Below are 20,160 nucleotides of genomic sequence, written 5' to 3'. Positions count from 1 at the left end.
CTCGGGCCGGTCCGGCAGGGGCTGGGCCGCGGGGTAGCGGCCGGCAACGCGCTCGCGCACCTGCTCCGGCGTCAGCAGGCGGACGCCGGCGAGCGCCCGCAGCGCGAGCTTGAGCGTGCGGGCGGCGGGCATGCCGCGGGGATAGATCTCCAGGCGCGTGGAGAGTGCCGCATGCCGGGAGGCGGCGGCGGCGAGGGCGAGCAGCCGGCTGGAGTCGGGGCGCGCAACGCACGGTCCGGGCGCGACGGCCGCGAGCGCCTCCAGCACGCGGCCGGGCGGGCGCAGCGGATCCTCGGCGGCGAGCGCATCGGCACGGCGGCCCAGGGCCTCTGCATAGTCGGCCAGGCGCTCGCCGTCGATGACAGGGCTGCCGTCGTCGGCCAGCTCGTCGCGGGCCAGCAGGACGCGCGCGTCGTGGTCGTCGCCCGGGTCCCTGTGCGCGGCCGGGCGCCGCAGGATCCAGCGCGGCGCGGCCCGGTCGCGCTCCGTCTCGGCCGCAGCCCGCACCACGGCCTGGGCCTGGCGGGTGCGCAGGGGCTCGTCCTGGAGGGAGCCGCGGCTCGCGATCAGGGCCTCGCAGATCTCGGCGACGGTCATTACGCCGCCCTGGCTGTCGAGCAGCGCGCCGATGTCGTCGCGCAGGCAGGTCAGGTCGGCGCTCTTGCGCCAGCGCCGGCGGGCGGCGGCGACGGCGCTGCCGACCGTGGCCGGGCTCACCGAGAGCCGGCGGGCCACCTCGCTCTGGCTGGGCCAGACGCCGGCGGGCGGCGGTGCCGCCGGGTCGTTGTCGTCGGCGAGGCCGAGCAGATGGATGAGCACGCGTGCACTCGCCTTGGCCTCGGCGGTGCGCCCGGCCGGCACCAGCAGCGCCGCGAGGACATCGACACGCGGGGCGTCGCCGGGAGCGGCCGGGGTCTCGGGCTCTTCATTGGGGTCCGGCGGCGGGAGCTGCTTGGGCTCGGCGGCGGTCTCCGGGAAACGTTGCGCCAGGGCCTCCAGGCACTCGGCCAGCTCGCCGCGGGTCTTGCTGCCGACGCCGCGCAGGCGCCGGATACGGGCGAGCGGATAGTGCAGCAGGTCGCGGACGGTGCGCAGGTTCTTGCGCTCCAGGGCATTGAGGGCACGGGGGGTCAGTCCGAGCTCGGTCAGCAGGGTGTCGAGGGTGGCCTTCTCCAGGCTGGTCAGCGGCCTGCGCTGGTCGCCGTGATCGGTGCCAACCTCGGCCCGCTCGGCCCCGGAGAAGAGGTTGCGCCAGGCGGCGAGCATGTCCCGGGCGTTATCGAAGCGCTCCCGGTAGTCACGCCGCAGGGCCTTGCGGAAGAAGGCCGTCATGGGCTCGCGCAGCGTGGCATCGAAGGCGCCGGCCTCGAGGGTGACCTCGCAGTCGAGCACGGCGGGATCGCTCGCGCCGTCGCCCCACCCGGGCAGGCTGCCGGTGGCCATCTGATACAGGGTGACGGCGGCGGCGAAGCGCTCGGCGTAGGTGTCCCACCGCGGCGGCTTGCGCAGCGGCAGGAAGGGGTCCAGGTAAGGCACGGTGCCGGCGCGGATGTTGTCCGCGGAGGTGTCGGCCAGGGAGAAGTCGAACAGCACCAGGTGCAGCTGCTCGCCCTTGCCCATCAGGGCGACGCCCAGATTGGACGGCTTGATGTCGCGGTGCGGCACGCCCTGCTGCTCCAGCCAATCGACGGTCTGGAGCAGGTCCTCGCCGAAGCGTTGGAGCAGCTCCAGCTGCAGCGGGCCGTCGCGCGTGAGGCGCTGCTGCAGGGTCCGGTCCCCGGCGCGCTCCATCAGCAGCCCGACGCGGCCCTGGTAGTCGCGCTCCTCGTGCAGCTGCACGATGAACGGGTGGCGGCGCAGCTGGCGCAGGGCGCGGGCCTCGGCGGCGAGCCTTGCGTTGTCATCGGGCTCCAGCGCCACCTTGAGCACCTGCTCCTTGCCCTGGTTGTCCACCAGGAGGGCCATGGACGAGGCCCCCTTGCCGATGCGCTTCTTCACCACCAGGCCGTCGGCCAGCACGTCGTCGGGCTTGGCCAAGGTGGGGTCCTGGACCCGATCCGACCTGGGCTCGGGCGTGGTGATCTCATCCTCGAACTTCGTCAGCTCCTCCAGGAAATCGGCCACGGTGTCGAGCCGGCCCGTGACCTCGGGGTAGGTGCTGAACTGGATCAGGTACTCGAGGGATTCCGCGGCCCCGTCCAGCACCGAGGAGATGCGCAGCCCCTTGCCCTCGCGCAGCCGCTCGCAAAGCTCATGGAAGCTGGTGGCCGGCGCCACGCCGGCGAACAGGTGGTAGGCGATGGCGCCGAGGGAGAAGACATCGGCCTGCTCGCCGGCATCACCGCGCTCGGCCAGGGCCTCCGGCGCCATGTAGACGGCGCTCGCCTCTTCGATGAAATCGACCAAGTGGCTGGTCGCGGAGAAGCCGAGGCTGGTGGCCCGGCTGCCGGCGGGCTCGCGAGCCGCGGTTTGCCAATTGAGGAGCTGCACGCGCGGCGCCGGCGCCTCAGGATCGAGCACGAGGATGTTCTGCGGGCTGAGCGCGCGATGGTAGAGCCGCCTGCCATGGGCGTAGCGCACGGCCTCGGCGATCTCGCGCAGCAGCTCGATGCGCTGACCGACGTCGAGCCGGTCGCCGCGCTCGGCGAGGTAGTGATCCAGGCGCTGGGCGTCTTCGACGTGATCAAAGATCAGGGCCGGGCCACGCTCGTGCTCGGTGTACGCCTTCGCGCGCAGGATGCCCGGGTGCGCGATGCCGTTGAGGATGGCGTACTCGCGCTTCGCGGCGCGGACGATGGAGGCGTGGGCCGCGTCGCTGGCGCCCGGCTCGATGACGTAGATACGCACCCGCGCGTGCTCCCGGTCCAGGGCGACATGGGTCGCGGACCAGTCCTGGTAGGCCGGCCCCTCGAACAGGAGCCGGTCGAGCCGGTAGTCGCCGACCCTGCGCGCGCGCTGGGACGGGCGGATGCCGATCTCTTCCATGGCCCGGGTCAGCGCCGCGGCGATACGCCGGTCGATGCGCTGGCGGGGGGGATTGTCGGCGCTCCAGCGGGTCAGCGCGTCGATGATGCCGCGGCCGGTGTTGCGCTCCTCGGGGGTGTCGCGGTCGCGGAGGTGCACAAGGCTGGCCACGTGCTCCGGCAGCCGGATGCGGTTGTCCTCGGCGGACAGGAACACGCGTGCCTCGAGGAACGGCAGCCGAATTTGCTTGACGGCATGCGTCCGGCGCAGCAGCCCGATGAGCTTCTTGGCCTTGCGGTTGGCCAGCAGCAGCGGGTTGTCGTCGGTGAAGCGGCGATTGTCTGCGCTCCAGGTCCAGGTGCTGGCATCGCCCTCCACGTTGCCAGGCCGGCTCTTGATCTCGACCAGAAAGAAGCCCTTTGGGGTCAGGATCAGCGCGTCGACCTCGTTGAAAGACCCGTCCGGCGCCATGAACTCAAAATTGGCCCAAACTCGATAGGGATCATGGGCCGGCAACCGCTCGCGCAGGAATGCCAGCGCCTCGCGCTCCCAGGGATGCCCGGAGGGGGTGATCTCGTTCCAGTGGCCTTGGTCCATCGCACCGCTCCTCAGCGCGCATCGGCTGGCTTTTGCTCCGACAGGGCCTGAATCACGGCTTTTTGGTGGATCATGCCTGCCCTAGTGCTTTCTTCTTTAGGGTGACGACGTCATCGCGACAGACCTTGAAGGCGGCAGCAATGCCCAGCCCATGCCGGGCTGTGCGCATGATGGCTCCTGCTCGTGTAGCGGTCTGCCAAGGCCGGCTATCTACCCTTCGGCAAACTGCCGATCTAACCGCCGTTACGGCTGGCTCAATGCAAACGAGCAGTATAGCTGAAGGGTCGCCCCAATCGCGGATGGCGCGCTCAGGTCAACAGCCGCCGCAGCACCTCGGCATAGATGGCCGCGAGCTGGTCCAGCTCGGCGACGCCGACGCACTCGTTGACCTTGTGGATGGTGGCGTTGACGGGGCCGATCTCCAGCACCTGGGCGCCGGTGGGGGCGATGAAGCGCCCATCCGAGGTGCCGCCGACGGTGGATGGCTCGGTCTGCACGCCGGTGACGGCGGCGATGGCGTGGCGGCCGGCGTCCAGCAGCTCGCCGGCGGCGGTCAGGAACGGCAGGCCGGACAGGTGCCAGTCGAGCTGGTAATCGAGGCCCGCCGCGTCGAGGATGGCGTGGATGCGCTCCTGAATGGCCTCGGGCGTCTGCTCGGTGGAGAAGCGCAGATTGAAGATGGCCGTCAGGGCATCCGGGATGACGTTGTCGGCGCCGGTGCCGGACTGGATGTTGGAGAACTGGAGGCTGGTGGGCGGGAAGTGCTCGTTGCCGGCGTCCCACTGCTCGGCGGCCAGGGCCGCGAGCGCCGGCGCGATGCCGTGGATGGGGTTGTCGGCGAGGTGCGGGTAGGCGACGTGCCCCTGCTTTCCTTGCACGCGCAGCCTGCCGGACAGGCTGCCACGGCGGCCGTGCTTGACGACGTCGCCGAGGCGGTCTTTGCTGGACGGCTCGCCGACCAGGGCGAAGTCGATGTGCTCGCCGCGGGCGGTGAGGGTCTCCATGACCTTGCGGGTGCCGTGCACCGCCGGGCCTTCCTCGTCGCTGGTGATGAGGAACGCGATGGAGCCCTTGTGGTCCGGGTACACCGCGAGGAAGCCCTCGGTGGCCGTGATCATGGCGGCCAGCGAGCCCTTCATGTCGCAGGCGCCACGGCCGTAGAGCACGCCGTTGCGGATGCTGGGCTCGAAGGGGTCTGACTCCCAGCGGTCGAGCGGACCCGGCGGGACGACATCCGTATGGCCGGCGAAGCAGAACACCGGCCCCGCGTCGCCGCGCCGCGCCCAGAAGTTGTCCACGTCTCCGAAGCGCATGGGCTCCACGGTGAAGCCGAGCCGCTCCAGGCGCTCCGTCATCAGCGGCTGGCAGCCGGCATCGTCCGGGGTCACGGATGGTCGGGCGATCAGCTCGCAGGCGAGCTTGACGGTGGCGGACAACTTCTTGCTCATGACGTGAAGATGGCCTGGTATTGGTCTTCCGAAAAGCCGACGTGGCGCTCGTTGCCGGTATCCAGCACCGGCCGGCGGATGATGCCGGGCGTCTCCAGCATTACCCGGATGGCGCCCTCCTCGTCCAGATTGTCGCGCACCGAAGGCTCGAGCTTCCGCCACATCTGGCCGCGCTTGTTGATGAGCTGCTCCCAGCCCAGCTCCACCACCCAGCCGCGGAGCGTCGCTTCATCGAGCCCCGCCTTCTTGTAGTCATGGAAATGGTAGCCAATGCCCCGCTCGTCGAGCCAGGCGCGGGCCTTTTTCATGGTGCCGCAGTTGGGGATGCCGTAGAGGATCATTAGCACGAAGTACTGAGTACGTAGGGACGCCGGCCCGATGGCAGGCGGATGCCGTGCCGATGCCGGGCCGGGGGCTCAGATGTCGCGCAACAGCTCGTTGATCCCGACCTTCCCGCGCGTCTTCTCGTCCACCTGCTTGATGATGACGGCGCAGTAGAGGCTGTGGCTACCGTCCTTGGACGGCAGGTTGCCGGGGACGACGACGGCACCGGGGGGAACGCGGCCGTAGATGATCTCCCCGGTCTCGCGGTTGTAGATCTTGGTGCTCTGGCCGATGTAGACGCCCATGGAGATGACGGCGCCCTGGCCGACGATGACGCCCTCGACGATCTCGGAGCGCGCGCCGATGAAGCAGTCATCCTCGATGATGGTGGGCGCCGCCTGCACCGGCTCCAGCACGCCGCCGATGCCGACGCCGCCGGAGAGATGCACGTTCTTGCCGATCTGCGCGCAGGAGCCGACGGTGGCCCAGGTGTCCACCATGGTGCCGGAGTCCACATAGGCGCCGATGTTGACGTAGCTCGGCATCAGCACGCAGCTCGGGGCGACATAGGCGCCGCGCCGCGCGGTGGCCGGCGGCACCACGCGCACGCCGCCGTCGCGGAACTCGCGCGAGTTGGCGTCGGCGTACTTGGACGGCACCTTGTCGTAATAGTTGGTGAAGCCGCCCTTGATGAACTGGTTGTCCTCGATGCGGAAGGACAGCAGCACGGCCTTCTTGACCCAATCGTTCACCACCCAGCCGCTGTCGTGCTTCTCGGCGACGCGCAGCTCGCCGCGGTCGAGCCGGTCGATGGTATCGAGCACGGCGTCGCGCACCAGGGTCTCGACATTGCGGGGGGTGATCTCGGCGCGGCGCTCGAAGGCCTTCTCGATAATGGCTTGTGGGTCGGACATGCAATGCTCCTCGGTCAGAAAGTAGGAAAGGCTCGGTGTGGAAATCCGGGTCGGCGTGCCGTACACCCGCCTGCTTGCCGTATAGGCCCGGCCTCAGAGCCCGCGGCACAGCGTGGCGATGCGCCCGGCGGCCTCGACGCACTCGGCCAGCGGTGCCACCAGCGCCATGCGCACCCGACCGCTGCCCGGATCGCCGGCCGCGGTCGGTCGCGACAGGTAGCTGCCCGGCAGCACGGTGACGTGCTGCTCGGCGTAGAGCCGGCGGGCGAAGTCGGTGTCGTCGATGGGCGTGCGTGGCCACAGATAGAAGCCGGCCGCCGGGCGCTGCACGTCCAGCGCGTCGCCCAGTACCTCCAGCACGGCGTCGAACTTCTCGCGATACAGCCGGCGGTTCTCCACCACGTGCGCCTCGTCGCCCCAGGCGGCGGCGCTGGCGTGCTGCTGCGGCAGGGCCATGGCGCAGCCGTGGTAGGTGCGGTAGGCCAGGAAGCGCGCGATGACCCCGGCATCGCCGGCGACGAAGCCCGAGCGCAGCCCCGGCGCGTTGGAGCGCTTGGACAGGCTGTGAAAAACGATGCAACGGCGGAAGTCGTCCCGCCCCATGGCGGCGGCGGCATGCAGCAGCCCGGCGGGCGGTGTCGCCTCGTCCTGGTAGATCTCGGCGTAGCACTCGTCCGCGGCGATGATGAAGTCGTGCCGGTCCGCCAGCTCGATGAGGCGGGTCAGCGTCGCCTGGTCCATCACCGCGCCGCTCGGGTTGCCCGGGGAGCAGGTGTACAGGAGCTGACACCGCGCCCAGGTGGCGTCGTCCACGGCGTCGAGGTCGGGCAGGAAGCCGGTCTCTGCCGTGCAGGGCAGCAAGTGGGGTTGTGCACCGGCCAGCAGCGCCGCACCCTCGTAGATCTGGTAGAACGGGTTCGGCAGCAGCACCAGCGGGTCGTCGCTGGCGTCCACGACCGCCTGGGCGAAGGCGAAGAGTCCCTCCCGGGTGCCATTGACGGGCAGCACGTGTCGCGCCGGATCGAGAGCGCCCTCGGGCAGCGCGAAGCGCCGCGTCAGCCAGTGCACGATCGCCTCGCGTAGCATGGGCGTACCGCGGGTGGCCGGATAGCTGGCGAGCCCGTGCAGATGCGCCGTCAGCGTGGCGCCGATGAAATCCGGCGTCGCGTGCTGCGGCTCGCCGATGGAGAGCTTGATGGACGCAAGGTCCGGCGGCGGCGTAGCGCCCGCCAGCAGCGCACCGAGCTTCTCGAACGGATAGGGCTGAAGGCGGTGGAGTCGGGGATTCATGTGGTCGCCGTGATTGAGGACGCAGAGGCCGGTAGCTGGGACGGATGGCTGGGACGGATGGCTGGGGCTGGAGCCGGGCGCGGCGGCTGGTCGGCGGAGGTGCGACCGGTGGCAGCGGCGAGCGGGCTGGTGCGGGTGGGCGGAACGCAAACAGCCAGTATAGGCGATGCGCCAATGGGCGCCAAACCTGAGCCAACCCTGAGCCAACCCTGAGCCAAACCTGAAGAGGATCACACAGATGGGATTGATTGCGGGTCTGCACCACGTAAGTGTGCTGGTGGCCGACACCGAGCGCGCCCTGGGCTTCTACCGCGACCTACTCGGGCTGCCGGTCTCGCCGGACCGCCCGGTCATGGCCTATGGCGGCGCCTGGCTCCAGGTCGGCCCGCAGCAGATCCACCTGCTGGAGCTGCCCAATCCGGATCCTGTCACGGGCCGGCCAGAGCACGGCGGTAGGGATCGGCACGTGGCGCTCACCATCACGGACCTGGATACCCTCGCCGCGCGGCTCGACGGCGCCGGCATCCCGTACACCCGCAGCCGCTCCGGCCGCCGCGCCATGTTCTGCCGCGACCCGGACGGCAACGCGGTGGAGCTCATCGAGCAGCAGGGCGGGCCCTGAGCCGACCGTTGCATGGGACACGGCGCGGACCGACGGTCGCTCGCGCAAGACGCAGGCGCCACGGCGACCCGCCAATGTCAGCTAATGGCCGTAACGCTCTGTGCCATGGGGGTTTGTGCTAGCATACGCCACTTTTTACGAGGCCCTGTCGGAGCCATTCCGTGCGGCGCACGCGGCCCGCGGAACCCTTGGCAGGTCCGGCGCGCAGGTCCGGCGCGCAGACCATTTTCCATGTCGGAGCACACCGTGAAGCTGATGCATCTCCTGTTGGCAGTCCCCCTCGCGCTCGCCCTGGGCGGGTGCGCCAGCGTCGGCAGCCTTGGCTCCGGCTCCGGTCCCGCCAAGGTCCAGATCGGCGACATCTCCAAACTGCCTCAGGTGCAGCTCCCCGGGGCCTCCATGGAGGATGCGCGCTCCGTGGCCATGGCGGCGGCGCGCACCAAGGGCTGGGATATCACCGCCGCGGATGCAAACCGGCTATTGCTGGAGCGCCCGCTGCCGCCCGACCTGCCACAGGCACAGGCACTGAGCAGCACGCTCGCCCCGCCGCGCATGCAGGTGGAGACGGACATCGTGGACCGGCGCGATGGCGCGATCGTCGCCTTGCAGGCCTTTGCCATTACCAATCCCGGTACCAAGGACGAAAAGCGCATCGACTACACCTCCGACTACGAGAACCAGCTCCTGATCTCCCTGAGCTCGCTGTCCTCCGCGTGGCTCGCGGCGCGCGACAACGTGCACTCCCAGGTGCCGACGCTGGCGGAGTTCCAGCAGGAGCACGGCGGCGAGACCGAGGCCAATGCCACAGCCAACCTTGGCGACGTGGCGGAGACGGTGAGTGCCGGCGGCACCGCGGTGGCCGCGGCCCCAACTCGGTCCGCGCCCCAGCCCGCGCCCCAGGCCGCGCCCCAGGCCGCCGCGCCGAGAACCGCACCGGCAAGCCAGCCCTCGTGGTCTGAGCCGGCACCGCGCATTGTAGAGTCGTCCGCGCCCGCACCGGCGACATCCTCTGCCCCGCCGACCACTCAGGTAGCGTCCAGCACACTGGTCGCGCCCACCATCGAAGCGCCGGCATCGCCCACCACTGCCGCCGAGGCCGCTACGCCGCCGCAATTGCGCCCGGGCGCCACCGGCTACGCGCCGGCCGCGGCGCCCATGGCGCCGGTGGAGCCCGCCGGCAGCAACGACATGCTGGTTCTGAACCAGGGCTCGCAGAAGGGCCTGTGGGCCTACTACGCCGAGGACTTCGCTCGCCTGCGCGGGTGCTCCATCGGCGACCACGGCGCGATGCTGCTACAGCAGGCCGGCGGCTTCGAGGTGCACGAGGTGGAGTGCACCAACGGTACAAACGTCCTCGTCAAGTGCCGCGGGGGCGTCTGCGAGGCCATGCGCTGAGGCCATGTCTGCCCCGCGGCTGACGGCCAGTGCCGGTGGTGGTGGCCCGCGCGGTCGGGCGCCAGGCGGCAGTGGACATTGGCGACTCGGCGGCCGCGCCCTCCTCCTCTTGCTGCTCTGCACCGTCGGTATGGCCGCGACCGCAGCGCCGGCCGACACGCCAAGCGTTTTCCTCGCCGGCGCCAATGTGCCGCGCGCCAAGGCGCTGGCCCTGGACGCGGCGCTGCTCAAAGGCTGGCGCGTTGCGGAGAGCGAGCCGGATCATGTCGTCTTCGAGATCCTGCTGGACACGCCGGCCAGCTCGGGACCACCCGCTGTCGCCGCGGGACGCTTGGCGCCACCCCCGCATACCCTGCTGCGCATCCGCGCGGATTTCTCCGCCACCGACAACGGGGTGACCACCGCGCTACGCGCGGAAGAGATCTGGTACGCCGGAACCGCTGAACAGTGGAGCGACGACGTCACCACCCAGTACCGCGCCAACCTGATGAACGCGCTGACCTCACTGCGCTCGCAGTGGGCCGGCCTCGCGCCCACCGAACCCGCACCCCGTGCCCCGCGGCGGACCTTCCTGCAACGTCTGTTGCCTTACGGCCGGTCCCAGGCCACACGCGCCGCACCCCCGACCGCGGCCGCGGCGGCTCCCGCCGAGTCCGCCACGCCAGCGCCAGTCCGGCTGCCGGCACCGACTCCCGCGGTGCCGCTGGAACCGTCGGCGGGCAGCCCCGCCAAACTGGAAGCAGGGCCGGAAGCAGGGCCGGAGCCAGGAACAGAGCCGGCGGACGACCGCGTCGGCGTCTGGGCCTACTACGCCGAGGAATTCGCCACCGCCCGCGGCTGCATCCTGTCCGACCGCGGTGCCGTGCTGATGAGCGAAAGCGAAGGCACCGAGCTGCACGACGTGCACTGCCAGGGCGGCAGCAACGTCATGGTGCGCTGCGACCGCACGGGCTGCGAGGGCGGGCGCTGAGTCGTGCGCGCCACCCGGCGCACGCACATCAAGGCCCGCTCACGTCAACCCCGAGATAGCGCCCGACCACCAGCTGCACCTGGCCCACGGACAGCGGCGGACCGAAGCGGCAGTGTCAGCACTGAACAGCACGGCAACTCTGAAGACACCGGAATTTTGTAACTACGAAATACACGAAACACGCAAAAAGGGACGGATTTGCGACGAAGTCCAACCTTTTCGCGCTTTTTGCGTGTTTCGCAGCTCCTCTTCAGAGGCCCCGCGGGTACGCGTGCGACTGACACAACGTTCGCTGCGTTGAGTGACCTGCCCGCAAGCGGCATCCCCGCAGCGAGCAGCCGCGCAAACACCATCGCGCCGGGGACGGCGCTCCCACGGCACACAGCGCGCGACGCCCGCTACGTGGGAGCGACATCCCCGCCGCGATGCTCCGCACTGGCGTGCCGGCAGCCGAGGCCCCGCCCGCAATCCATTGCGAGCGCCCGCTCTCGCCCTCAACCGCCGAGGATCGGATAGTCCGTGTAGCCCTCGGCACCACCACCGTAGAAGGTGGCCGGATTCGGCTCGTTGTAGGGGCCGTTCTGGCTGATCCGCTCGGGCAGGTCCGGGTTGGCCAGGTAGAGCCGACCGAAGGCGACGCAGTCGCCGTCGCCGTTGGCGACGGCGGCGCGGGCGCGCTCCGGGGTGTATGCACCGTTGAGCATGACCACGCCGTCGAACTTCTCCCGCGTGAAGGACAGCATGGCGTCCATTTGCGGCGCGGCGCCGGCCATGACGTCGGTGTCGGCCACGTGCAGGTAGGCGATGCCGAGCCGGCCCAAGCGCTCCGAGACATAGCCGAAGGTCTCGGCGGGGTTGGCGTCGTCGATGCCATTGCGGTGGAACAGCGGCGAGACGCGCACGCCGACGCGCCCGGCGGGCACCTCGCCGAGGATGGCGTCCATCACCTCGAACAGCAGCCGCGCGCGGTTCTGCACGCTGCCGCCGTACTCGTCGCCACGCTGGTTGGTGTTGCTGGCGAGGAACTCGTGCAGCAGATAGCCGTTGGCGCTGTGGAGCTCGACGCCGTCGAAGCCCGCGGCCACGGCGTTGCCGGTGGCGGTGACGTAGTCGGCGATGGTGGCGTCGATGTCGGCCTTGGTCATGGCCTTGGGCGGCGAGACGGCGCGCAGGCCACCGTTGCCGGCGTCGTCCACGTAGAACACTTGGCAGCCCTCGCAGTGCACGGCGGACGGTGCCATGGGCGCGATGCCGGGATGCAACGACTCGTGGGACATGCGCCCGCAGTGCCAGAGCTGCAGCACGATCTGCCCGCCGGCGGCATGCACCGCCTCGGTGACGAGCCGCCAGCCGGCCACCTGCTCGTCGGTGTAGATGCCCGGGGTCAGCGCATAGCCCATGGCCACCTGCGAGATGTTCGTCGCCTCGGAGACGATGAGCCCGGCGCTCGCGCGCTGGGCGTAGTACTCGGCGTTGAGCGACGTCGGCACGTTGCCCGGCTGCGCGGCGCGGGAGCGGGTCAGTGGCGCCAGCACGACGCGGTTCGGCAGGCTCAGCTCGCCGGCCTGGAGCGGGGCGAAGAGCGGATCATTGGCGGTGGTTGCGGTCATTCGTCGGGCCTCCCGATCAAAGCGCTTGAAGCGATAAGCAAATGCCGATGATCGCAGATCGGGCCTTGCGGCGGCATGACAAGTCTCTTGCCTCGACATCGCGACGCCGTCGGCGCGGCATTGAGCCGCACCGACGGCGGGCCGAGTACAACTCGGCGGCCCCAGGGGGCTGGGCGGCTTGGTCTCAGGTGTCGATCGCGGCGGCTTCGTGCACGCAGAGATCGGCCAAGACCTCGAGTGCGGCTGGCAGCACCGCCTGCACGGTTGGGCTCAGGTCGAAGTGGCCGTAGTCCCAGGCGGCACCGGAGACCGTGACCAGCCACGCCTCGGGGGCCGCGCCGTAGAGCCCCTCGCACCAGGCGAGCAGCTCGCGCGGGTCGTGGAAGTGGGCCATGGTGGACGGCGCGCCCGGGTCCGGTTGCACGCGCCGGGTGCGTATCTCGCCGGGCGTGCCGCCGGCGGCAGCGTCGATGAAGACCACCCGCGCGGCCCGGTGCAGGTCTTCCACCAGCTCGGCGGTGAGGATGTGGCGCGCCTGGACCTCGGTGCCCGCGGGCCAGGCGCCCTGCTCGATCCGCCCGGCGATGCGATCCGCCAGCAACGGACCCACGGCGTCGTCACCGCGGATGGGGCTGCCGTAGCCGATGATGAGGGTGGTCATTCTGAACTGAAACGTCGCGGAAGTAGGGCGGATGAGGCGAAGCGCACCCGCCGTCTTGACCGCGGTGGATGCGCTCCGAGACCGTGAAAGTATTCGGTGTGGGTCGGGTTAGCGCAGCGTAACCCGACGCTGGGCGTCGGTAAGCCGTTGATTGTCGGGTTACGCAATCGCTAACCCGACCTACGATCTTTCGCACTTCCGATTATCCCCGCGCAATCCGCCGCACCACCTCGCCCGCCGCATTTGCGATCTCCACCACCATCGGCATCTGCCCAAACGCATGGGACGCGCACGACAGACAGGGGTCATAGCAGCGGATCACGGCCTCGACGCGGTTCAGCATGCCTTCCTTGACGTCGGTGCCGTCCACGTAGGCGTCGGCCACCTGCTTGATGCTGCGGTTCATGGCCAGGTTGTTGTGGCCGGTGGCGATGATGAGGTTGACCCAGGTGATGAGTCCCTCGTCGTCGATCTTGTAGTGGTGCATCAGGGTGCCGCGCGGCGCCTCGGACACGCCGATGCCCTCGCTCTTGTTGCCGCGGGCGCGGGCGCGGACGCGCGTGTCGAGAATGCTGGGGGCCTTCAGCAGCCGCTGCATGCTCTCGATGGCGTAGATGATCTCCACCAGGCGCGCGTAGTGGTAGTGGAAGCTGGAGGCGATGGGGCCGGAGTCCTCTTGCAGCGTATGGAACTCGGCGAGCGCCACGTCGGCGTACGGCGTGCCGCAGGCGTCGGCGTTGTTGAGCCGGGCGAGGGGCCCGACGCGGTAGATGCCCTTCGGATAGCCGAGCGGCTTGTAGTATGGAAACTTCATGTAGCTGAAGTCCTCCACCGCCTCGCCGATGAGCCGCGGATACTCACCCGGCGGCACCATGTCCTCGACGATGCGGCCCTCGGCGTCCTTGATGCGCAGATACCCGTTGCAGTGCTCCAGGTGGCCGTCCGGCGACACCAGGCTCAGGAACAGGGTCTTCATGGTACCGAAATGGCTCGCCTCGTCCTGGAACTTGGGCACCAGGGTCTTGTAGAAGGCGTAGGTGTCCTTGGCGATGGTGAGCGCCTCCGGCAGCATCGCCAGCATGGCGTCGCGCTTCTCGGCGGTCAGCGGCTCGTTGACGCCGCCCGGCACCACCCAGGTGGGGTGGATTTTCTTGCCGCCGAGGGTCTCGATGATGGTCTGGCCGATCTGGCGCAGCCGAATGCCGTTCTTCGCGAGCTGCGGGTCGGCGCGCATGACGCCGAAGATGTTGCGCTGCGCCGGGTCGGAGTCCCAGCCGAGCAGCAGGTCCGGCGAGGACAGATGGAAGAAGCTCAGTGCATGACTCTGAAGCAGCTGCGCCAAGTTCATGATGCGCCGGAGCTTCTCCGCCGTCGGCGGGATGGTCACCGCGAGCAGGTCGTCACACGCCTTGTTGGACGCCAGCAGATGGCTCACCGGGCAGATGCCGCAGGTGCGCGCCGTCAGCGCCGGCATTTCGCGGTAGGGGCGGCCCTCGCAGAACTTCTCGAAGCCGCGGAATTGCGTCAGATGAAACTTGGCGTCTTCCACCTCGCCGGTGTCGGCCAGTTGCAGCGTGATGCGCGCATGGCCCTCGATGCGGGTGACCGGTTCGATGCTGATGGTGCGGCTCATGGTGCTGGGGCTCAATGTGTATTAGGGGGATGCGATCTGGAGCTTTGCGGAAATAGGCGGCGCGAGCGGCTCGGGCGACGCCGTAGGCCCGCCTGAGCCCTACCTCGGTCTGAGCCGGAGGTCGGTCTGAGCGATAGCGAAGCCCGACGCGACGCCCAGAACCCGACGCCCACGGCCTCGGCCTCGGCCTCGGCGAATCGCGGCGGGGACGCCGCGCCCACGGCGGACGTCGTCATCAAGCGCCGAACCGCGTCACCCGACCCGGGTCCGGCGTGCGCCCGGCGATGAGCTCGGTCAGCACGTAGTGAATGGTGTCCGCGTGCGGCGGGCAGCCGGGCACGAAGATGTCCACGTCCACGACGTGATGAACGGGCCGCACCGTCGCGAGCAGGGCCGGCACGCCCTCGGTGGGGATCTGCGGGTTGACGTCCACGTTCTCGCGGTAGGCGCGCTCGATGACATCGTCCAGCTTGAACGGGTTGCGCATAGCCGGAACGTTGCCGTTGACGGCGCAGTCGCCGAGGCTCAGCAGGAGCTTGCAGCGGGCGCGGAATTCGCGCGCCTTGTGCAGGTCTTCGTCGCTGCTGATGGAGCCTTCCAGTATCCCCAGGTCCACCTGCTCCGGCAGCTCCTTGGTGTCCACCAGGGGGCTGTAGACGATGTCGATCTGCTCGGCCAGGTCCACCAGCCGCTGGTCCATGTCCAGGAAGGACATGTGGCAGCCAGAGCAGCCGTCCAGCCAGGTGGTGGCGACTGTCACTTTGCTTCCGTTACCGCTCATCGGTGACTCCTCCGCCGTGCCAGAATCGACAGGAAAGTTTGGTCTTTGACCATCTCGCCCACGGAAGTGCCCTGCTTCACCAGCGCCCCCGTCGGACACACCTGCACGCACTTGCCGCAACTGGTGCAGCTCTCGCTGTCGCCCCAGGGCTTGGCCAGGTCCGTCACCACTTGGCAACCGCTGCCGCGACCCATGACGTCCCAGGTGTGGGCACCCTCGATCTCGTCGCAAACGCGCACGCAGCGGGTGCAGAGCACGCAGCGGTTGTGGTCCACGCGAAACATCTCGTGGCTGGAGTCCACGCTGTAGCCGGCGTTGCGGTAGGGCATGCGCACGTGGTCGACGCCGCAGGTCTGCGCCAGCCATTGCAGCTCGCAGTGGCCGTTGGAGACGCAGACCGAGCAGATGTGGTTGCGCTCGGCGAACAGCAGCTCGACGATGGTGCGCCGGTAGCGTTGCAGCTTATCCGTGTTGGTCTGCACCACCATGCCCTCGCGCACGCGCGTGGCACAGGCGGCCTGCAGGCGCGGGCTGCCGGCGATCTCCACCACGCACAGCCGGCAGGCGCCGACCACGGACAGCCCGTCCATCCAGCACAGGCTCGGGATCGGGATCTTGTTCTCGCGGCAGACCTCGATGATGGTCTCGTCCTCGCGCGCGGAGTAGTCCTGGCCGTCGACCTTGAGCGTGACGACGCGGACATTGGTTTGCGGTACGGGCAGCGGCATGAAGGGGCCTCGTCCGGGGGTTGATTCTGGTTTTCTCGCCGACGCCGGCGTCGACCGGTCAGCTGAGCTTCTTGATGATCTGCCTAGCGAGGCTTTCGCGGATCTCGCGATGCCTTGGGACTGGCTGCGACTCTTTGGTCGCCGGGTTGTGGTACCAGTCGTGCCTCCCGCCGTGGCGGATCAGAACACAGCCCATGGCTTCCAGGCGTTTGATCAAATCCCGTCGCTTCACGCCACTTCGAGCTCACCGACGCGTCGGACCAAGGGGAGCGCGCCCGAGCTCAGCTCCGCATAGATATCCCGAAGGTTCTCCTCGAGCTCCGCCAGTGATTCGCCTTGGGTCATGTAATCCGGGAATTCTTCCAAGTATCCGAGCCAGAAGCCATCGTCCTCCCAGTACACGAATTTCAGTTTCGTCATGTCATCACATCCGATGCGCAATGATGGAGCGTGAATATACGAGGATGAGCAAGCCTTTGAGGACAGCGCTTGTGATGGGCTTGGCGTATCGCTCCCGCGCTCCAGAGATTGGGCAAGTATTGCTCGCAACGCCGAAATCGCGCGGATCTACAACGAATACTTGCTCAGTCTGTGAAGCGTGACAGCCAGGCCCGACTTCGACCCGGCTGCGGTCCGGCTCACCCCAGCTTCTCCTCATACTCGTGCCGGAAATACCGCAGCGTCGAGAGCACCGGATTCGGCGCCGTCTGCCCGAGTCCGCACAGGCTCGTGGCCTGCACCACCTCGCACAGCTCTTCCAGCAGTGCCAGGTCCGCGCGGCTCGCCCGGCCCTTTGCGATTTTGTCCAGCAGCCCATGCATCTGCTGGGTGCCGGCCCGGCACGGGATGCACTTGCCGCAGGACTCGTCCATGCAGAACTCCATGAAGAAGCGCGCGACATCCACCATGTTGGACGTCTCGTCCATGACGATCATGCCGCCGGAGCCCATCATGGTGCCAAGCGTCTTCAGGCTGTCATAGTCCACCGGCATGTCCAGGTGCGCCTCCGGCACGCAGCCGCCGGACGGGCCGCCGGTCTGCACCGCCTTGAACGCCCGGCCGTCCGGGATGCCGCCGCCGATGTCGAAGATGATGTCGCGCAGCGTGGTGCCCATGTCCACTTCGATGAGACCGGTGTTGACGATGGTGCCGGCCAGCGCGAACACCTTCGTGCCCTTGGACTTCTCGGTGCCGATCCCGGCGAGCCAGCCGCCGCCCTCGGTGATGATGGGCGCGATGTTGGCGTAGGTTTCCACGTTGTTGATGAGGGTGGGGCTGCCCCACAGCCCGTACTCCGCCGGGTATGGCGGGCGCGGGCGGGGCTGGCCGCGATTGCCCTCGATGGAGGCCATCAGCGCGGTCTCTTCGCCGCAGACGAAGGCGCCGGCGCCGAGCCGGATCTCGACATCGAAGTTGAACTGGGTCTCGCAGATGTGATTGCCGATGAAGCCCGCGCGCTTGGCCTTGCGGATGGCGGTCTTGAGCCGCTCCACCGCCAGCGGATACTCGGCGCGGATATAGACGTAGCCCTTGTTGGCGCCGATGGCATAGGCGGCGATGGCCATGCCCTCGAGCACCCGGTGCGGGTCGGACTCCAGCACGGCGCGGTCCATGAAGGCGCCGGGGTCGCCCTCGTCGGCGTTGCAGATGACGTACTTCTGGTTTGCCGGCATCTTGGCCACGGTGGACCATTTGAGGCCCGTCGGGTAGCCGCCGCCGCCGCGCCCGCGCAGCCCACTGGCGGTGACCTCGTTGACGACCTCCTGCGGCGTCATCTCGGTGAGCGCCTGCACCATCGCCGCATAGCCGCCCAGCATGACGTAACCGCGGAAGCTGTCCGGGTCCACGATGCCGGCGTTGGCCAGCACGATCTTGTGCTGGCGCGCGAAGAACGGCATGTCGCTCGGGCAGCGCAGCCGCTCCACCGGCGCGCCGCCGGGAGCGGCGCTGGCCAGGATCTCGGGCGCGTCCGCGGGGCTGACCTCGCGGTAGATGACTGCCTCGTCGAGCGCGGCCGCGGGCGGCGCGACGGCCACCAGCGGGCCTGCCGAGCAGAGCCCCATGCAGCCGACGCCCTTAACCTTGCAGGCTCCCTCGGCCTTGTCGCCGCAGCCGCCGCGCAGCGCGTCCAGCACCGGCGCCGCGCCGGAGGACTGGCAGCTCGCCGCCATGCAGACGCGTACTTCCGTCTCGGGCTCGTTGGCGTCGTCGCGGAACTTGACGGCGAGATCTTCAAGGTCGTCGAGATTCATTCCGCGATCTCCTGTTCGAGCCGCTCGCAGAGCTGCGCGGGACCGAGCCTGCCGATGACGTTGCCGTCCAGCACCACCGCCGGCGCGAGACCACAGGCGCCGACGCAACGGGCGCTGAGCACGGACAGGGACTTGTCGGCGGTGGTCTCGCCGGGCGCAACACCGAAGCGCTCCTGCACGCCCTCGATGAGGGCGCTGGCCCCTTTGATGTAGCAGGCGGTGCCCGTGCACACGACGCAGGCGTGCCGGCCCTGCGGCTTCAGCATGAACAGATGGTAGAAGGTAGCAACGCCGTAGACCTTGCTAAGCGGCAGGTCCAGGGAGTCGGCGACGAAGGTCATCGCCTCCTCGTCCAGGAAGCCGAAGGCATCCTGCACCGCGTGCAGGGCCTCGATCAGCGCGTGCCCGGCGTAGCCGTTGCGGCGCATGGCTGCGTTGACCAGCTTCCAGCGCTTGTCGTTGCTGGGCAGGTCCGGTCGTGTTCGCTGCAAGGTCATAAAGCCCCTCGGGTTTTGCCCCTTTCGTGTTGCCCGTCCCGCGTTCCAGGGAGCGGCTGTGCGCGGTCGTCCCGGACCCGGGCGCGCCGGATTCAGCGCACGGGCTTCATTAAATCGCGCCGAGCGGCGTTGTCAAAATAAAGATTTCGTGAACATGGACGGTGCACGATCGGCGCCGTCCGGGCCGGCGCGCACCGCTTTCGTGCGCTGGTGACGCGCCTTCCGGGGCAGCTATACTGCGCGCCGGCGGGGTTGGTCTTCAGCGCGCGCCGCGAGTGTATCTTGCCCGAAGCCGAAGCCCAAAACGATGCGCAGAGCCGTTCCCTTACGAGCCATCTCCAGTCACAGGCGGACGCGCCCAAGGATATGACCGAGCCCACACAGCCAGCCGCGCCGGCCACAACGCCGCCCGAAGACGCGGCCGACATGCCCGAGCGCAAGCGCCGCCGCGGCATCTACCTGCTGCCCAACCTGTTCACCACCGCCGCGCTGTTCGCGGGCTTCTACGCCGTGCTGTCGTCCAACGCCGGGCACTTCGAGGCGGCGGCTCTCGGGATTTTCGCGGCGATGATCCTGGACGGCTTCGACGGGCGCATCGCGCGCATGACCCACACGCAGACCGACTTCGGCGCCGAGTACGACAGCCTGTCGGACATGGTCGCCTTCGGCGTGGCGCCGGCGCTGGTGGCCTACGACTGGGCACTGTCCGGGCTCGGCAAGCTCGGCTGGCTCGCGGCCTTCGTCTACACCGCCGGCGCGGCGCTGCGGCTGGCGCGCTTCAACACCCAGCTCGGCGTCGCCGACAAGCGCTACTTCCAGGGGCTGGCGAGCCCGTCGGCGGCGGCCATCATCGCCGCGTCGGTCTGGATCGGCGTGGACAACGGCATCAGCGGTAGCCAGGTGAGCCTGCTGGTGGCGGTGCTCACGGCCAGTGCCGGGCTGCTCATGGTGAGCAACTTCCGCTACCACAGCTTCAAGCTGCTGGACCTGCAAGGGCAGGTGCCCTTCGTGGTGATGGTGGTGGTGATGCTGATCTTTGCGCTGGTGGTGCTGGACCCGCCCATCCTGTTGTTCGTGCTCTTCCTCGGCTATGCACTCTCGGGGCCGGTGCTGACCCTGGTGCAGCGCCGCAGGCACCGCGGCCGGCGGCGCCGCGATGCCACCCCCGACGACACCTGACCAGCGCGATCACCGGCATTTTCCAAGCCAACCAACCTGTCCGGGGTCAAGCGAAGCCCTGTAATGGCCGCAGCGCGGGCCGCGAGTGGTCTTTGCAGGGTCGCCCATTGCGATAAGTCATTAATCCCGGCCGTGGCGACGGGTAGCGTGGGTGGGTCCCGGGGAGGCCCGGACGAGATCTCCGTGCGCTGTCTGAGTGAGCCGAGATGATTGGCAACCTGAATCTCCACCGCAGGCGGGGCGCCGGTTGGGCGCTACCCGCGTTGTTCCTGCTGTTGTGGTCGGCGTTGCCGGC

18 protein-coding genes are annotated in these 20,160 nt (G+C 69.0%); 4 read left to right on the top strand and 14 right to left on the bottom strand.

What is annotated here, in order from left to right; all coding sequences use genetic code 11:
* From pglW to dapC, 5 genes are all read right to left on the bottom strand, one after another.
* On the bottom strand, window positions 1-3,561 hold a 3,561-nt coding region (pglW, locus tag LJE69_RS05320; RefSeq protein ID WP_296922241.1), incomplete at its 3' end, for a BREX system serine/threonine kinase PglW.
* A gap of 308 nt (window positions 3,562-3,869) precedes the next feature.
* Window positions 3,870-4,997: a succinyl-diaminopimelate desuccinylase gene (gene dapE / locus LJE69_RS05315; RefSeq protein ID WP_296922246.1), complete on the bottom strand. Its 1,128-nt coding sequence runs from the start codon at window positions 4,995-4,997 to the stop codon at window positions 3,870-3,872.
* An 8-nt stretch (window positions 4,998-5,005) separates the two neighbouring features.
* On the bottom strand, window positions 5,006-5,350 hold the full coding sequence (locus LJE69_RS05310; RefSeq protein ID WP_296922238.1) for an ArsC family reductase: 345 nt from the start codon (window positions 5,348-5,350) through the stop codon (window positions 5,006-5,008).
* Between the two features lie 75 nt (window positions 5,351-5,425).
* Complete coding sequence (gene dapD, locus LJE69_RS05305) at window positions 5,426-6,247, bottom strand: 2,3,4,5-tetrahydropyridine-2,6-dicarboxylate N-succinyltransferase (protein ID WP_296922235.1); 822 nt, start codon at window positions 6,245-6,247, stop codon at window positions 5,426-5,428.
* Window positions 6,248-6,340: 93 nt separating this feature from the next.
* Window positions 6,341-7,537, bottom strand: coding sequence for a succinyldiaminopimelate transaminase (gene dapC, locus LJE69_RS05300; protein WP_296922232.1), 1,197 nt, complete (start codon window positions 7,535-7,537; stop codon window positions 6,341-6,343).
* Window positions 7,538-7,775: 238 nt separating this feature from the next.
* Here dapC and LJE69_RS05295 point away from each other — a divergent pair, with 238 nt between their 5' ends.
* The 3 genes from LJE69_RS05295 (at window position 7,776) to LJE69_RS05285 (ending at window position 10,524) form a co-directional block, all read left to right on the top strand.
* Window positions 7,776-8,159: a VOC family protein gene (locus LJE69_RS05295; RefSeq protein WP_296922229.1), complete on the top strand. Its 384-nt coding sequence runs from the start codon at window positions 7,776-7,778 to the stop codon at window positions 8,157-8,159.
* 231 nt (window positions 8,160-8,390) lie between these two features.
* Window positions 8,391-9,554, top strand: a complete 1,164-nt coding sequence (locus tag LJE69_RS05290) for a hypothetical protein (protein WP_296922228.1) — start codon at window positions 8,391-8,393, stop codon at window positions 9,552-9,554.
* Between the two features lie 130 nt (window positions 9,555-9,684).
* Window positions 9,685-10,524 carry a hypothetical protein gene (locus LJE69_RS05285; RefSeq protein WP_296922226.1) on the top strand — a complete coding sequence of 280 codons (840 nt, stop codon included), beginning with the start codon at window positions 9,685-9,687 and terminating at the stop codon, window positions 10,522-10,524.
* Between the two features lie 494 nt (window positions 10,525-11,018).
* Here the strand turns inward: LJE69_RS05285 and LJE69_RS05280 are convergent, their stop codons facing one another.
* The 9 genes from LJE69_RS05280 to hoxE all read right to left on the bottom strand — a co-directional run bounded on the left by LJE69_RS05280 (window position 11,019) and on the right by hoxE (window position 18,686).
* Window positions 11,019-12,134, bottom strand: a complete 1,116-nt coding sequence (locus LJE69_RS05280; RefSeq protein ID WP_296922223.1) for an alkene reductase — start codon at window positions 12,132-12,134, stop codon at window positions 11,019-11,021.
* A 184-nt stretch (window positions 12,135-12,318) separates the two neighbouring features.
* Window positions 12,319-12,795 carry a hydrogenase maturation protease gene (locus LJE69_RS05275; protein ID WP_296922220.1) on the bottom strand — a complete coding sequence of 159 codons (477 nt, stop codon included), beginning with the start codon at window positions 12,793-12,795 and terminating at the stop codon, window positions 12,319-12,321.
* Between the two features lie 202 nt (window positions 12,796-12,997).
* Entirely contained in the window at window positions 12,998-14,428 is a 1,431-nt protein-coding gene (locus LJE69_RS05270) for a Ni/Fe hydrogenase subunit alpha (RefSeq protein ID WP_296922217.1), read from the bottom strand.
* 235 nt (window positions 14,429-14,663) lie between these two features.
* Window positions 14,664-15,209 (bottom strand): NADP oxidoreductase, encoded by a 546-nt coding sequence (locus LJE69_RS05265; protein ID WP_296922214.1) that lies wholly within the window; start codon window positions 15,207-15,209, stop codon window positions 14,664-14,666.
* Window positions 15,206-15,937, bottom strand: coding sequence for a bidirectional hydrogenase complex protein HoxU (gene hoxU, locus LJE69_RS05260; RefSeq protein WP_296922212.1), 732 nt, complete (start codon window positions 15,935-15,937; stop codon window positions 15,206-15,208). Before hoxU ends, LJE69_RS05265 begins: the two co-directional genes overlap by 4 nt.
* 58 nt (window positions 15,938-15,995) lie before the next feature.
* Window positions 15,996-16,169: a type II toxin-antitoxin system HicA family toxin gene (locus LJE69_RS05255; RefSeq protein ID WP_296922210.1), complete on the bottom strand. Its 174-nt coding sequence runs from the start codon at window positions 16,167-16,169 to the stop codon at window positions 15,996-15,998.
* Window positions 16,166-16,357 carry a type II toxin-antitoxin system HicB family antitoxin gene (locus LJE69_RS05250; protein WP_296922207.1) on the bottom strand — a complete coding sequence of 64 codons (192 nt, stop codon included), beginning with the start codon at window positions 16,355-16,357 and terminating at the stop codon, window positions 16,166-16,168. The genes LJE69_RS05255 and LJE69_RS05250 overlap by 4 nt, the downstream gene beginning before the upstream one ends.
* Before the next feature lie 218 nt (window positions 16,358-16,575).
* Window positions 16,576-18,189: a NuoF family protein gene (locus tag LJE69_RS05245; protein WP_296922204.1), complete on the bottom strand. Its 1,614-nt coding sequence runs from the start codon at window positions 18,187-18,189 to the stop codon at window positions 16,576-16,578.
* Entirely contained in the window at window positions 18,186-18,686 is a 501-nt protein-coding gene (hoxE, locus tag LJE69_RS05240) for a bidirectional hydrogenase complex protein HoxE (protein WP_296922202.1), read from the bottom strand. Before hoxE ends, LJE69_RS05245 begins: the two co-directional genes overlap by 4 nt.
* 426 nt (window positions 18,687-19,112) lie before the next feature.
* Here hoxE and pssA point away from each other — a divergent pair, with 426 nt between their 5' ends.
* Window positions 19,113-19,865 (top strand): CDP-diacylglycerol--serine O-phosphatidyltransferase, encoded by a 753-nt coding sequence (gene pssA / locus LJE69_RS05235; protein WP_296922244.1) that lies wholly within the window; start codon window positions 19,113-19,115, stop codon window positions 19,863-19,865.
* The last annotated feature ends 295 nt before the right edge of the window (window positions 19,866-20,160 follow it).

It is taken from the genome of Thiohalocapsa sp. (assembly GCF_022340605.1).
In the GTDB taxonomy this organism is placed as follows: Bacteria; Pseudomonadota; Gammaproteobacteria; order Chromatiales; family Chromatiaceae; genus Thiohalocapsa.
The sequence above is the reverse complement of the archived record's forward strand: the minus strand, read 5'-3'. Positions and strand labels throughout refer to the sequence as shown.